Below are 14709 nucleotides of genomic sequence, written 5' to 3' on the forward strand. Positions count from 1 at the left end.
TGCCCGAGCTTCGGCCCTTCTTTCGGCGGTGAGGTGGGTTGGCTCGTGCGTACCGGATGCCGGTGCAGCTAATCCAGGGTCTTCGGCTGCACCTCTTGGGCGGATAGATTCGTGCGCTGTTCGCTCTCGTGCATGCAAGGACGGTGTCTGGCTTTAGAGGCTCGATGAAGCTCTTGGTGACGCCTACGCGTGTGCCCTCTCCTGGGTAGCCTCAAACGCCGCACACCGGGTCTTGCGGCCTTGGGCGGGGATGTCCCCTGACCGCCCTCTCATTGTGGGTGTGTTGACGTAGGAATTCGTTCCGTGGCATGTGAAGTGTCCGCCGTACGTGCCCGCGCTGGGCGCCAGCGACGTGGTGTGCCGGCGTCGTGATGTGCTGACCACCGTGGGTTGCGGTGCGCGGTGTGATGAGCAGAGGCTTGGGGTGTTAGCCGCGGTTAGACGTTGGGCGCGTTGTGTATGACCGCCCCGGGCAAGCAACGCTGCGTCCCCGTGCTATGGAGGTGCCGCGGTGGCTGCGTGGAAGGTCTGGCCCAGAGTACAGAGACTCCAGGCTCACGTTATCCGGGAGGGTCGTCGTTTCACGTGAAACATTGAAGGCCACGGAGCGGACCTCAGCTGGCCTAAACTACTTCGTTTCACGTGAAACATGAAGCTGGGCGGCGGATCTGACCTGGGTGCACGGCATAAAGAGGTGTTGGCAAGCGGGGTTTGCTCTCACCGCCGCCGGAGCTGAACTCTTACAGTACCTAGATATTGGCAATCCGGCATGCGCCCTGGAGGACCGCCTCTTCGGCAGACTGAAGCTTTGTACGCTGCCGGGTGGAGCCGACTGGGTGCTCCGCGTGGGCCAGAAGTGAGGATGCTGCTGTTGTCATGTTGTACGACGCGAATGCATGGGTCGCCACCGCCCCAACTTAAGGAGTTGGGCGAGTTTTCTGTCTGCGGAGTCCTGCTCGATCTTGGAAGTGGTCAACACACCGCCGGCCGGAGCCCTGTGCAGAGCCCCAACTGATCCCCTACGCTCCGGGTTTCCCGGTAAACTCTCCCAACGCCTGAGACGTCAACGTCGTCATCCTCTTTCGCCTTCATGGTGTTCTTGCATGGGTGCTTCATGTTCCGTTCGTTGCAGGCGACCTACTAGCCACAGAATCTGCAGGGCATATTGGGTATGATTTCTGCAATGGAACGCTTTGTCTCCTGCTCGACAACTCAGCCACAGGTTTCAGCGAAGGACCCTGTCCAAGGATTCATCTCGAGGAACTCGTGTCACCGAGTGGTCTCCCCCAATCGAAGCGGTTGGCGTCACCATTCCGGCGAGCTTGGTTCCACAAACGTGAACGGCATGAGTGGTGGAGCTCGTTTCCCGGTTCCATGAGTCCTGGCAAGCAGCCAATGGCCTACTAAGGGTTTCCCGCATCATTCCTTTGTGCCGGGCGTTGTTGTCCTGGCAGCGCCTTGTCCTTCTGCTGCGGCAAGGCCTTTCGACGAGTGGACCCTCGTCTGTTGTTGTTGTGCACTTGGGCTTTGACAGGATTGCCATGGGAAGTGGGCGGTTTAGCAGATGGAGTTTTCGAGAATCTGGGCGCTTTCAATCCGGTAAATCAATGGGTTCTAGTCGCATACCGCTAGATTCCGCGGCTGCGGGGCCCTGGTAGGACTTTGCAGATAGAACGTGGTGATCATCAGGTGTATCCTCGCTCTTCGTCTATTTAGAACCAGACAAGGTGTCCCGGTGGACCACCTCGGTGGTGAGGACGCGTCGATGGAGTCACCTCTTGTACCGGTGGCGCTTTGACTACGTTTCACGTGAAACAGTGCTGCAGTCGACGATTGATCCCGGCCGAGCCGTGACGGAGGTGAATCGCCCCATCGCCCAGGTTGTTCTAGGGGCCATATGGTCACCACGCTGTCGGATCGGATCGTGTTCCTGCAAAGGAGCTCTGTTGATTTGAGATGCCAAGGGAAAGGGATGTTAGAGCAGAAGAGTGCGGATTCGAATATTTCGCAGCACAAACCTTCTCTCACGTTTGAACCGGACAAGAAGCACCATTCCCTGATGTGCGGAAATGCGGGGAGCTTCAGCATCGTTCGTCGGTGTGTTTCACGTGAAACACTCTTACCCAAATTCGTCCCAAACCGACGGTTGAGGTGGGGCGGTTCGGAGTGGTCCCAGCCGAGGAAAAAACACTACTGTCGACGACGCCGCGCGAAACTGGCCATCCCGTGCCGACCGAGGGAAATGGCATACTTCAAAGTGCCCGCGGGCAAGAGTATGGCACAGTTCCGACGTCACACTCCCCGCAAGCCAGGAGGAGTTTCACGTGAAACATAGAGTCGCCCAGCGAAGAGAACTCATCGGGCTCTGACTGAGAAATCTCCCGCTAACTTGCCTGGACGCCGCCCATGGACTCAGGCAGTATCTGCCGCGGTTCACGCTCTCGTAGCAATGTGCCCAGGGCAGAATTTGTTCGTTCTGAAACCGTGTTTGTTTGTTTCGTCAGCACGGAAACCGCGACTTAAACATTTGTGGCCACTGCTTCAGGGAAGCAGTGGCCACAAACGCTATTAAACACTTATCGCAAGGACGCCTTCTTTGAGGGCCGGCGTCACGAACCGACAGCTTTGAGTCCGGTTACGACAGGACGTCAGCGAATTCCTTTTCAAAGAACTGTTTGGGTCGGGCTCCAATAACGGTGCCCTTCACCTCGCCACCCTGGAAAAGGTATACAGCCGGAATCGACGTGATGCCGTACTCGGCGGCAATGCCAGGGTTGTCGTCAACGTTGACCTTAACGACATCGACCTTCTCGCTGTACTCCACGGAGATCTCGTCGAGGATGGGTCCCAGCTTGCGGCAGGGGCCGCACCATTCGGCCCAGAAATCAACAATCACCGGTTTGTCAGCGGACAGCACGTCCGTGCCGAAGCTTGCATCTGTTACGTCTTTAGCGTTGCTCATAGCTTTGTCTCTCTCTTCGAATGGCGGTGACGCGGATTACGCGTGCAGGTCTGCGAGGTAATGTTCCACATCAATGGCAGCGACACAGCCGGAACCGGACGCCGTGATCGCCTGACGGTAGGTGGGGTCAACAACGTCGCCGGCGGCAAAGACGCCCGGGACACTGGTTCTGGAACTCCGGCCCTCCACGGCGATAGTGCCCTCTGGCGTAATCTCCAGCGTGTCTTTGACCAGGTCGGTGCGGGGATCGTTTCCGATGGCTACGAACACGCCCGTGACGGCGAGATCGGATACGGTCCCGTCCTGCAGGTTCTTGATCTTGAGGCCGGTGACTTTATCCTCGCCGATGACGTCGTCCACGGTGCTGTTCCAGATAAACGAGATTTTCTCGTGGGCCAGCGCCCGGTCGGCCATGATCTTTGAGGCCTTGAGGGTGTCGCGGCGGTGGACTACCGTGACAGACTTGGCAAACTTGGTCAGGAAGAGGGCTTCCTCCATGGCGGAGTCTCCCCCGCCGATGACCGCAATGTCCTGACCCTTGAAAAAGAAACCGTCGCAGGTTGCACACCAGCTGACGCCGTGTCCGGAGAGCCGTTTCTCATTAGGCAGGCCCAGCTCGCGGTAAGCGGATCCGGTGGACAGGATGATGGACCGGGCCTGGAAAGTCTCGCCGGTGCCGATGGTGACGGTCTTGATGTCGCCTTCGAGGTCGAGCGCGGTGACGTCCTCGAACTGGATCTCCGTCCCAAACCGGGCGGCCTGCTTTTCGAAGTTCTCCATGAGGTCCGGTCCCATAATGCCGTCAGGGAAGCCGGGGTAGTTTTCGACGTCGGTGGTGTTCATCAGTTCGCCGCCGGCGGTCACTGAACCCGCCAGGAGCAGGGGCTTGAGGTTGGCTCGGGCCGTGTAGACCGCGGCCGTATACCCTGCCGGGCCCGAGCCGACGATGATGACATCACGTACTTCGGACGCGGTGTTTTCTGCGTTGCTCACTGAACGGTGAACCTCTTCCTTAGTCGATGCGCCGGTTTACTGGACCGGCCACATGGCACAACTGAATCCTGGTGGTGAATATTCCGGGCACCGCGCGAACGGAGTAACCATGAATGGTCATGACGGAGTCGCCTCAACAGGTGCCCTCCCAGATTACCGCCTGAAAACAGCTGAGCCGCATCTGTTACCGTCGGGGCCATCCCCTGGCAGAACAGACGCGGCTCGGCGGCGGCGTGACGCAGGCCCCCGCTACTGGACCTTGATTTCTGCAAGGCGGATGCCGAAGCCGTAGCGGGTCTTCGGGGCCGCCAGCCTGGGCAGCGCCTTGATGGACACAATGACGTACTGTGCCTTCACGGGTTCAGCCAGCGGCAAGGTCAGATCGGTTGACGTGAAGCTGTTTGTTCCCACGAGCTTGGCACCATCCAGTGACGGACGGTCGTTCGTGTAGACACTCAGGTTTCCGCCGGAAGCTCCAAGCTGGGTCAGGGTGATGGAAGAAACCGTGGCCGGGCTCTTCAGCTTCACAAACAGCGGCACACCGTCGGCGGCCAGGCCGCCCCATCCTTCGGTAGCGAATTCCATATCGGACCAGTAGCTGGCTGCATTGCCGTCGAACGCCTTCACGAGGTCCACATCATAGGTGGCTGCGAAGTCGAAATTACCCTGGCGGGTGATGTTTTCGATGGACGGCGGGGCTGCCGGCGGTGCTGAACTCGGGTTGGCTGTGGGCGTCCCCGTGCCCGGACCTGTTGCCGGCGCGCCTGTCGAAGCCGGCGTGGGGTCGGCCTGCGGGCCGGACTGGAACAAGCTGCCCAGGTTGGTGAGGGCAAACACCAGCCCTGCGATGAGTACTACGGCAAGAAGGCCGCCCACGAGCCAGCGCATGGATCGCGGCTCACGCTCGGGCTCGTCGTCGTCGTCATCGTTGTAAGCGCCTGTACCGCCTGCGGGCGGTACTGCTGCCGCCGGGGAGGTCTTTCGCGCAAGGGAAGGGAAAGCGGCTGCGGCACGATTGGGCTTGGCCGGCTTGGCCTCCGCTGCTGTGTCGTAGCCGGTGTCCTGGTCCTCGTAGGAGTAGTCGTCCTCAGACCACAGCGAGACCTTGGGCTGACCCTGTTCCTGTCCGTTGTGCGGCCGGCTGGCAACCGGTGCACCGGAACCCGAAACCGGCTCACGCTCCGCCGGCTGGACTGGATGCGGGGCGGTGGCCTGTTGGTGGGCGGCAGCTGCTCCCGCGGCGGCACCTGCAGCAGCGCCAGCCGCTCCGGCACCGGCGGCCCCGGTCGATCCCCCGGCAGGGCGAGTGGTCGGACCGACCGGCGGCCGGGGCGGAACCACCGGCGGAACCGAAGGAGCCGACCGGTAAGGGTCCACCTGGCTGGGGTGGTGGTCGGCGTAGTTGATGTAGCCGGCGTCGACGTTCTCTTCTTCGTCGTACGGCTCGGGCTCGTGTGACCGCGCCTGGCCGAAAATCTCGCTGCCCAGGGTGTCGGTAAAGAAGGGCTCAACGTAGGGCGCATCGGAAGCGACGACGAGGTCGAGCAGGTCTGCCGCAGACGTGTGGTTCGTGATGAGGTAGGTGGCGGCTTCGGTGACGCCAAGATCGAGTACCTGGACGCTGCCGGGACGCTCCCCGGTAGCAACCTCGCGGGCACTCTGCGCAACCTGCTCCGTGTTGTGCGGGCCTGCAACCAGAATGCTGACAGGCCGGTTGAGTACCTGGTCCACCCCGTCCAGCACCAGATCATGGTCGTGTGAGGTCAATACCGTGGCTGTGACCTTGTAGCGGCCGCCGAGTACTGATCCAACGTCGATCGGGTGGGACACGTGTTCCTCCTAGACTGTCCGGGAATTACCGGCGTAGATGATGCCACCGGTGGTCAGAACCGGTCAGAAAGCCGGGCGTCGAGCCGGTTTACTCTTGCCTGCAACTACCCCTGTTCATTGTCGATCCTAGCCGATTGGCCCTACCCGCCGCGGGCGACAGGCAGCCGGAAACCCGGGGAAGGTCACTTTTTGCGGGGCCGCCGTGACCTGAAATGCGGGTTCCGTCCGGGCTGCCCCTGGAACGTGCGCCGGCCGGGGAGCGGGATCTCGTCGCGGAGGAAGCCGCCACGGGCAGTTCCCGGCACATCTTCGGCCGGAAGATATTCACCGGCAGGCATGTTTACGTCATCCGTGGAACCGGCAGGAATCGTAGGTGCCGCAGGCCTGTGCCGCTCTGGCTCTGGTCCGGCGCGGAAGGACGTCGCGTCGAATTCGCCCGAGATGCGCGGAATCAGTCCGGTGTCCACCGAGACGGTGGCGCGTTCCGGCGTCGGACGTTCCGATTCTGAGGAAGAGTCGGTGGCAGATGATGCCGACGGCGGCCCTCCCGCCGTGTCCGACGGCCCCCCGCCGCGGCGCCCAAGCCGCCCGAGGAGGGGGCGCAGCAGATCGCGGAGCTCCGCGACGTGGAAAACTTTAAGCAGGAGTACATAGACCACGAGCATGATGGGCCCGACGACGACCAGGGTCACCAGGGCCGCGAGACGGTCGGTCCAGGCGAAGCCGTCCGGGCTGTAGCTGCCCATTAGCCACAGGGCGCCGGCACCGGCAAGAGCGGAACCGAGCGCCGCGTAACCCATTCGGATGTACGAGTTGGCGATGCGGGGACCGTCGAGGTGGCCGAGCAGGCGGCGCAGGAAGAAGGCGCTGATGACCACCGAGAGGATGTTGCCCACCATGTACAGAATGGCGATCGCGTAGATGATCCGGCCCACCGGCATGAACTGGATGGCAAAAGCCCCGGCAACATAGACAACGGCGAGCAGGAGCTGGATGTAGAACGGTGTGCGGGCGTCCTCGTTGGCGTAGAAAACCCGCGACATCATGAAATTTGCACTCATAAACGGCGTGCTCAGCGCCAGAATGGTCAGCGTCTGGGCCAGCATCACGCCATCCTGGCGAAGGCCGCCGGAGAAGAACATACCCAACGGTCCGGCCAGGGCGAACAGTGCCAGCGCGCCGAAGACGGTGGCCACTGCCATGGTCCGGAGCCCGTGCGAGAGCGCATCACGCAGTTCGGCACGGTTGCCGTCCTGCGACGCGCGGGTCATCCGGTTAAAGAGGACGGTGGCGAGGGACAGGGCAATGATCGAGTGCGGCAGGAGATACAGCTGGCTGGCAACCTCCAGCACAGCGTTACCGGGGAGTATCTCAGCCGCCGGGTCCCCGGCCTGCTTCAACCGCAGGCGCTCCGCACCGGGAATGGTGGCAATACGCATGACATACAGGAACGCCAACTGCCCGACGGCGGCGGTCAGCAGCGTCCAGACGCTCAACTTCGCTGCCTGGCCAAGTCCCACTCCCCGCCACCCGAACTTCGGCCGGAGGCCTAGTTTCAGCCGGAATACCGGGATCATCAGGATGGCCGTCTGGGCCACCACGCCGATGGTGGAGAAGCCTGCCACGAGCAACGTCTGGTTGGGACCCCAGTTGTCCAGCGTGTGCGCGTTGACGGCGTTCTGGCCGAAAATCCAGATGAACATGCCCAGGCCGGCGATGCCCACCACGTTGTTCAGGATAGGGGCCCACATAGCCGGGCCGAACGCGCCGTTGGCGTTGAGGATCTGGGTGAGGAGGGCGTAGAGGCCGTAGAAGAAGATTTGCGGCAGGCACCAGAAGGCGAACGTAATGGCCAGGGCCTTTTGCTGCGGCGAATAGCCCTGGGTAGTCAGCTCAATGACCCACGGCGCGGCCAGGGTGACCAGCGCGGTCAGGCCCAGCAACAGCAGGACCGCCAGGGTCAGGAGCCGGCTGATGTAGTCGGCTCCCCTGTCCGGAGCCTTGCTCGCCTTGATGATCTGCGGAACCAGCACGGCGTTAAACACGCCGCCGGCCACCAGCAGGAAGATGAGGTTGGGCAGGTTGTTTGCGTTGATGAACGTGTCATTAACGGTGGAACCCAGGCCGAGGGCCGCACCCAGCATCCAGGTCTTGCCGAATCCCAGGAAACGCGAAACCAGGGTACCGGCGGCCATGATGGCGCTGGACCGTGTCTCACTCGCGCCTGTGGGAGGGCCGGGCTCGGCGGGACCCGGAGCATCGGCTGGAGCTGTTGGCACGGCCTCAGGCGCGGGCTGACCTGCCTGGCCTGTTCTATCGGAAGGGAAATTGGAAGCTGACATCGAGTTCATCGTCTCACCCGGACCCTGTTTGTTCCGCACCGGACGGCCTGCGCGGCCCGCATTCACCCGCAACGGGGCACAAGCCCCTGGCCGCAGGCTCAGAGGTGTTCGGGCAGGACGTCCCGGGCCAGGTCCGCGATGCGGCGCTCATTGGGAAAAGAGAGCTTCCGTGCAAGTTCCTTGATGGGCACCCAGGCAACGTCCACAGCTTCCTGGTCAGGATCGTTTTCGATGGTGAGCTCACCGCCGGTAGCACGCAGTAAATAGTGGTGGACCGTTTTGTGGACCCGGTGCCCGCTGACGGTGAACCAGTAGTCGATGCTGCCCAGCGGGGCGAGGATGTCGCCTTCGATGCCGGTTTCCTCGGCAATCTCGCGCACTGCCGCCTGCTCGTTGTTTTCCTTGCCCTCCGGATGGCCCTTCGGGAGGCACCACTCCAGACGCCCGCCCCTGTTAAGGCGCGCGATGATCGCAACCCTGAGTTCGCCGTCGGACGTGTCCACCACAACGCCGCCGGCGGAAATTTCCTCCACCGTAGGGAGCGAGGCCGGAGCCGAGTGCAGGGCAGGCGCGACGTGGGCACCGATTGCCGACGGCAATGGTGCGTTCGTCCTCCTGCCGGGAGCGCTCGGTACGGGATGGGCCATGCAGTCCACTCTAACGACTCTTGCCCAATCTTGATGACCGGAACATGACATCAAGATGGACTGCGTATGACGCAGTTTGAGAGACCGTGAGGGAATCGGCACGATCTTGACCGGATTTTGGCCTGCCAAGCCGCTGGTTTCTGCCAAGCTTAAGTAACTATGGCGCACGCACATCACAAGACTGATTCCCACACCGTCGATTTCCAGGTGGACCCGGTGGTCCTGGAGCTCGGCCAGCGATTTGTCGACGCCGGCCATGAACTGTCGCTGGTGGGTGGTCCGGTGCGGGACCTCTTCCTTGGCCGCACCTCCCCGGACCTGGACTTCACCACGGATGCCACGCCAGACCAGACCGTCGCCCTGATCAAGAAATGGGCGGACAACTTTTGGGAAATCGGCCGGGCCTTCGGGACCATCGGCGTGCGCAAGGCGGGTTTCCAGATCGAGATCACCACATACCGGGCCGAGGCGTACGATCCCGAATCGCGCAAGCCGGTCGTGGCCTTCGGCACCTCATTGACAGATGATCTGCTGCGCCGGGATTTCACCATCAACGCCATGGCGCTGCGGCTGCCGTCCCTTGAACTTGTAGACCCGTTTGGCGGCGTCCGGGACCTGCATGCTTCTGTTCTGACTACCCCGGGATCCCCTGAGGACTCGTTCTCCGACGATCCCCTGCGCATGATGCGTGCCGCCCGGTTCGCCTCGCAGCTGGGCATTTCCGTGCACCCTGCTGTCCGTCAGGCGATGACCCAAATGGCAGAACGCATCAAGATCATCTCTGCTGAACGCGTCCGCGATGAACTGGTTAAACTCATCTGCGGCGCCCGCCCGAGGATTGGTGTGGACCTGCTGGTGGACACCGGACTGGCCGAATTTGTGCTGCCTGAAGTCTCGGCCCTGCGTCTGGAATCAGACGAGCACCACCGCCACAAGGACGTTTACCAGCACTCCCTGCAGGTCCTGGAGCAGGCTGCCGCCCTGGAGACCGATGCGGACGGCGCCGTACCGGCTCCGGACTTTGTGCTGCGGTTCGCAGCGTTAATGCACGACGTCGGCAAACCGGCGACGCGTCGTTTCGAACCGGGCGGCGCGGTCAGCTTCCGCCACCACGACATGGTGGGCTCCAAACTCACCTCGAAGCGGATGAAGACCCTGCGCTTCGACAACGACACCATCAAAGCCGTAGCCCGGCTGGTGGAACTGCACATGCGCTTTTACGGCTACGGCGACGCCGGCTGGAGCGACTCCGCTGTCCGGCGCTACGTCACCGACGCCGGGCCCCTGCTGGAGCGGCTGCACCGGCTGACCCGGTCCGACGTCACCACCCGCAACCAGCGCAAGGCCGAACGGTTGGCCTTCGCGTATGACGATCTGGAGGACCGGATCGCCGCGCTGCGTGAGCAGGAGTCCCTGGAGGCGGTCCGCCCGGATCTGGACGGGGCCCGGATCATGGCTCTCCTGGACCTGAAACCCGGTCCCGTGGTGGGCCGTGCCTACAGGTTCCTGCTGGAGGAACGCATGGAGCATGGTCCGTTGCCGACCGAGGACGCCGAAGCGCGGCTGCTCGCCTGGTGGGCTCAGCAGCCCGAGGCGGCACCCCCGGTTCCGGACGCAACAGAACCAGCCGCCGCCGTCGAGCTTTCCCCGAATGAGGAGTCATAATGACTGTGTCGAATTTTGCGCCCCGCCCCCAGCTGTGGATCCTGCGCCACGGTGAGACCGAGTGGTCCAAGAGCGGGCAGTACACCGGTCTCACGGACCTGCCGCTGACCGTTGAAGGAGAGCAGCAGGCCGTGGAAGCCCGAAAGGTGCTGGACCAGGTGGACTTTGACCTGGTGCTGACCTCACCGCTGCGCCGCGCCCGGCGGACAGCCGAACTGGCAGGCTACCCTGACGCGCAGCATGAGCCGCTGGCTGTGGAATGGAACTACGGCGATTACGAGGGCATCAGCTCGGACCTGATCCGAAAAGACAACCCCGACTACCTGATCTGGACCCACGGCGTGCCCAACGGTGAAACCCTGGACGAAGTGGCGGCCCGCGCGGACAAGATTGTGGCCCGGGTACTCGAATCCGGACTCGACAACGTGCTGATCGTGGCCCACGGACACTTCTCCCGCATCCTGACCGCGCGCTGGCTTGAATTGGCCCCCACCGAAGGCCGGCACTTTATTCTGGGTACCGCCAAAGTCTGCACGCTTGGCTGGGACAAGAAGACCCCGGCCATTGTCCGTTGGGGCCTGTAAACCGTAATTCATAAACATTCTTGAAGATCTTTGTGAATTAGGTAGCGGATCGTCGCATTCGTAAGGTATTTTTATTCCTGACCCCAGAGCGTTCTGCCGGGGTCGTGGCGCACGTTGTACAGCCAATCAGCTGATGCGACGGCTTGAGCAGAAAAGGAGGTTGGGAAAAATGATTACTTTGACTAGCGGATGGAAGATGACCATCACCGCCACCCCGGCCCCTGACGCTTCTGCGCGCCATTTTCGCGGAGTGTTTGCCTCCTAGAGCCATTCTCTGATCAGCCTCCGGGCTGGATCACTGGCTCAGGGACCCACCTCCAGGCACATCCGGCTGACCGTCAGGTAGCGCTTCAGGCGCACCATCACGGCTGGTCGGGCGTGATCGCAGAAATCCCTGGTTCTGGTCCCTGCTTTTGTCGGGTCCCGGCAACCGCATTCGCCGGGCCTGCTTTCGCATTTGTAAACCATTCATAAGCACCGGGCATTTCTATGTCCAATTACCGCCTTTATTGTCCCGACTTTATGTGGCGCTATTTGCCATGCCCAATTACTTTTCGAAAGGAGGTGACCGCCATGATCAAGAAGATCAAGAAGGCGATGCTTCAGCTGCGCCGGCCTGTCCGGGCTGACCGCCGCGAATTCAACGGGGAGCTGCTGGACCAACGACGCGACGACGTGTACGTGCTGATGCATCAGCACATGGCCGGCATGTACTGAATCTTCCTGCCGAGGCCCTGTCCCCCGACCTGTCCGGATGCCACCCCGGTAAGCTCGGGGACATGCAGGAGACGAAGCCGCCGGGCCGCCCACAGCGTGCCCGCCTGGTTGTTCCCAGCCGCAGTGACCTGCTGCTGAAGAACTTCACGGAACTCATTGGCGGGCCGATGGGCGCCCGGTCGGCACCTGGCCTGGTCTCCCCCGGTGTGTTCACGGTGGAACGCGTGCTGATCATCCTTACAGTTCTGGCGGCGTTGGTGAGCCTTGCCATCAAGAACTACTGCCGGACCAACGGCTGGCAGACGCCCGGCCAGTTCTACTCCACGTGCTACTCGGACTTCCCTGAATTCTTCCGGAACCGGGGCCTCGGCGAAGATCCGTTCGCGTTCCTCAACCAGGGCAGCGTCTTCGACTATCCGGTTCTTGTGGGACTCATCGGCGGTGCCGCAGCCTGGCTTATTCCGGGTGAGGGGGTTACCGACGCCCGGGTCCTTGGATACTTCGACGTCAACGCGACACTGATCGCAGCCGTCTGGATCGTCGCAGTCGTGGCGACCGCCCGGATATCCCAGCGGCGCCCGTGGGACGCGGCCATGGTGGCGGTTGCTCCTGGCATCGTTCTGTCCGGCACCATCAACTGGGACCTCTGGGCAGTGGCGCTGCTGGCTGTGGGCATGTTGTGTTTCGCGCGGGACCGGCTGGTGCTCGCGGGCATCCTGATTGGCCTTGCCACTGCCACCAAGCCGTACGCCGCCCTGATTCTTGCTGCCGTCTTCCTGCTGTCCGTCCGCACAGGGCGGATCAGGGTATTCCTTGTGGCCGCCGGCGCTTCAGCGGCTGCCTGGCTGGCCGTCAATATCCCCGTAGCCCTCGCTAATCCGGCCGGGTGGGGGTCCTTCCTGGGATCCACGCAGTCCGGGGAAGCCGGCTACGGTTCGGTGTGGTTCGCCTACAATCTGGTGGCGAGGCGCCTCCGCTGGCAAACGCTTGATCCTGCGGTCATCAACGTGCTGGCCCTGGCCTGTTTCCTGCTGGCCTGCGCTGCGGTGGCCTATGTGGCGCTGACGGCGCCGAGGCGGCCGCGCCTGGCCCAGCTGGCATTCCTGCTGGTGGCTGCCTTCATCCTCACCAATAAGGTGTACTCTCCCCAGGTTGTGCTGTGGCTTATTCCGCTGCTGGCACTTGCACGGCCGCGGTGGCGGGACTTCCTGGTGTGGCAGGGCATTGAGGGGCTCTATTGGGCAGCCATCTGGATGTATCTGGGCCAAGTGACCAGCCAGGGCCCGACGCAGCACAATATTGACATGCCCTACTACGTTTTGGCGGTGGCAGCACACATGCTCGTGACGGCATATCTGATGATCCGGGTGGTGTGGGACATCTACGACCCCAACTACGACCCCGTACGCCGGCACCACGTAGACGATCCTCACGGCGGCCCGTTCAACGGGTTGCCTGACTGGTTGCGCTTCAGTCCGCGGAAGCCCTTGCTGGCCGTCCTCCCCTGGCGGGCGAAACACCATGCCTGATGTCGCCGTCGTAGGGTCCGGGCCTAACGGACTGGCCGCCGCCGCTGTGATGGCACGGGCCGGGCTGTCCGTAGAGGTCTATGAAGCTGCCGGAACCATAGGCGGCGGCACACGCACGCTCGAGCTGATGCAGCCGGGGCACTTCCACGATATTTGCTCGGCAGTGCACCCCATGGCTTCGGCATCCCCCTTCTTCCGTGCCTTCGAGCTCGAGCGCCGGATCGACCTGGTGGTCCCGGAACTCGGGTTCGGATCCCCGCTCGACGGCGGACGGGCAGCCCTGGGCTACCACTCGCTCGACCGGACAGTCGAGGGACTGGGCCGCGACGGTCAGGCTTACCGCAGGCTGCTCGGGCCCCTCGTGAGGCGCATTGACGGGGTCATGGACCTGACCCAGCACCAACTGCTTCGGATCCCGCATGATCCAACAGCGGCAGCACTCTTCGGGCTGGCGACCTTCGAACAGGGGTCCCGGCTGTGGAACGTGCGGTTCCGGGAGCCACTCGCGCCCGCCCTGCTCAGCGGTGTGGCAGCCCACGCGGTGTCCCACCTGCCCTCGCTGGCTGCCGCCGGTGCCGGCCTGATGCTGACTGCCCTGGCCCACGCCCAAGGGTGGCCCATCCCCCAGGGCGGATCGGCCGCCATCGCCGGCGCCTTAGCCGACGACATCAGGGCCCACGGCGGCGTGATCCGGACCGGTGAGCCCATTGACAGCCTTCAGCAACTTGGCCGGGCCCGCGCCACACTGCTCGACGTTGCGCCACAGGGGCTGCTGGACATCGCCGGCGACCAACTGCCCGGGAAGTACCGGCGCTCCCTCGAATCGTTCCGCTACGGAAGTGGTTCCTGCAAGGTGGATTACATCCTGTCCGGGCCCGTCCCGTGGGCAGCACCGGAACTGGCGGACGCCGGAACCGTGCACGTTGGCGGCACCCGGGAGGAGCTGGCGCGCTCCGAAAATGAGGTCATCGCCGGGAGGCACCCGGAGCGTCCCTACGTGCTGGTGGCCCAGCCGTCCCGGTTCGACAGCGGACGGGCTCCGGACGGGCGGCATATCCTCTGGGCCTACTGCCATGTTCCCGCCGGATCAACGCAGGATATGAGTGAGGCCGTCACCGCGCAGCTGGAACGGTTTGCGCCAGGGTTCCGGGATCTGGTGGTTCAGACGCACGTCACCACTGCGGCGGGACTCGCCAGCTACAACCGCAACTACATCGGGGGTGACTTCAGCGCGGGGATCATGGACGTGCGGGGCCTCGTGCAGCGGCCTGTGGTCTCGCCCGTTCCATGGCGGACACCCGTTCGCGGCCTCTACTTGTGCTCATCGTCCACGCCTCCCGGCCCCGGAGTAACGGGGATGCCGGGGTTCTTCGCCGCAAAACATGCCTTGAAGGACATATTCGGGCTGCAGGTCCCGGCGCTGGGGAAATCTTAAGGGTT

General features: G+C 62.9%; 10 protein-coding genes. 5 read left to right on the forward strand and 5 right to left on the reverse strand.

The genetic code is table 11. From position 1 onward, the window contains the following. Window positions 1–2635 precede the first annotated feature (2635 nt). The 5 genes from trxA to GUV69_RS14890 form a co-directional block, all read right to left on the reverse strand. Window positions 2636–2962 (reverse strand): thioredoxin, encoded by a 327-nt coding sequence (trxA, locus tag GUV69_RS14865; protein ID WP_164203803.1) that lies wholly within the window; start codon window positions 2960–2962, stop codon window positions 2636–2638. A gap of 36 nt (window positions 2963–2998) precedes the next feature. Further along, entirely contained in the window at window positions 2999–3955 is a 957-nt protein-coding gene (gene trxB, locus GUV69_RS14870) for a thioredoxin-disulfide reductase (RefSeq protein ID WP_164203805.1), read from the reverse strand. Window positions 3956–4204: 249 nt separating this feature from the next. Beyond that, a complete protein-coding gene (locus GUV69_RS23015) occupies window positions 4205–5785 on the reverse strand; it encodes an ABC transporter substrate-binding protein (RefSeq protein ID WP_208786653.1) in 1581 nt (526 codons plus the stop codon). 182 nt (window positions 5786–5967) lie between these two features. Next, window positions 5968–8127: a murein biosynthesis integral membrane protein MurJ gene (gene murJ / locus GUV69_RS14885; RefSeq protein WP_164203812.1), complete on the reverse strand. Its 2160-nt coding sequence runs from the start codon at window positions 8125–8127 to the stop codon at window positions 5968–5970. A 98-nt stretch (window positions 8128–8225) separates the two neighbouring features. Then, a complete protein-coding gene (locus tag GUV69_RS14890) occupies window positions 8226–8726 on the reverse strand; it encodes an NUDIX hydrolase (protein ID WP_164206605.1) in 501 nt (166 codons plus the stop codon). A 207-nt stretch (window positions 8727–8933) separates the two neighbouring features. Here GUV69_RS14890 and GUV69_RS14895 point away from each other — a divergent pair, with 207 nt between their 5' ends. The 5 genes from GUV69_RS14895 (at window position 8934) to GUV69_RS14915 (ending at window position 14704) form a co-directional block, all read left to right on the forward strand. Further along, window positions 8934–10439 carry a CCA tRNA nucleotidyltransferase gene (locus GUV69_RS14895; RefSeq protein ID WP_164203814.1) on the forward strand — a complete coding sequence of 502 codons (1506 nt, stop codon included), beginning with the start codon at window positions 8934–8936 and terminating at the stop codon, window positions 10437–10439. Continuing rightward, complete coding sequence (locus GUV69_RS14900; protein ID WP_164203816.1) at window positions 10439–11023, forward strand: histidine phosphatase family protein; 585 nt, start codon at window positions 10439–10441, stop codon at window positions 11021–11023. Before GUV69_RS14895 ends, GUV69_RS14900 begins: the two co-directional genes overlap by 1 nt. Window positions 11024–11596: 573 nt before the next feature. Further along, window positions 11597–11740 (forward strand): hypothetical protein, encoded by a 144-nt coding sequence (locus GUV69_RS14905; protein WP_164203817.1) that lies wholly within the window; start codon window positions 11597–11599, stop codon window positions 11738–11740. A gap of 62 nt (window positions 11741–11802) precedes the next feature. Continuing rightward, the gene (locus tag GUV69_RS14910) at window positions 11803–13269 is read left to right on the forward strand and encodes a glycosyltransferase family 87 protein (protein ID WP_164203819.1); all 1467 of its coding nucleotides are present in this window, start codon (window positions 11803–11805) and stop codon (window positions 13267–13269) included. Continuing rightward, complete coding sequence (locus tag GUV69_RS14915; protein WP_164203822.1) at window positions 13262–14704, forward strand: phytoene desaturase family protein; 1443 nt, start codon at window positions 13262–13264, stop codon at window positions 14702–14704. The genes GUV69_RS14910 and GUV69_RS14915 overlap by 8 nt, the downstream gene beginning before the upstream one ends. Window positions 14705–14709: the final 5 nt, after the last annotated feature.

The organism is [Micrococcus luteus] ATCC 49442, from assembly GCF_010367585.1.
In the GTDB taxonomy this organism is placed as follows: Bacteria; Actinomycetota; Actinomycetes; order Actinomycetales; family Micrococcaceae; genus Arthrobacter; species Arthrobacter luteus_A.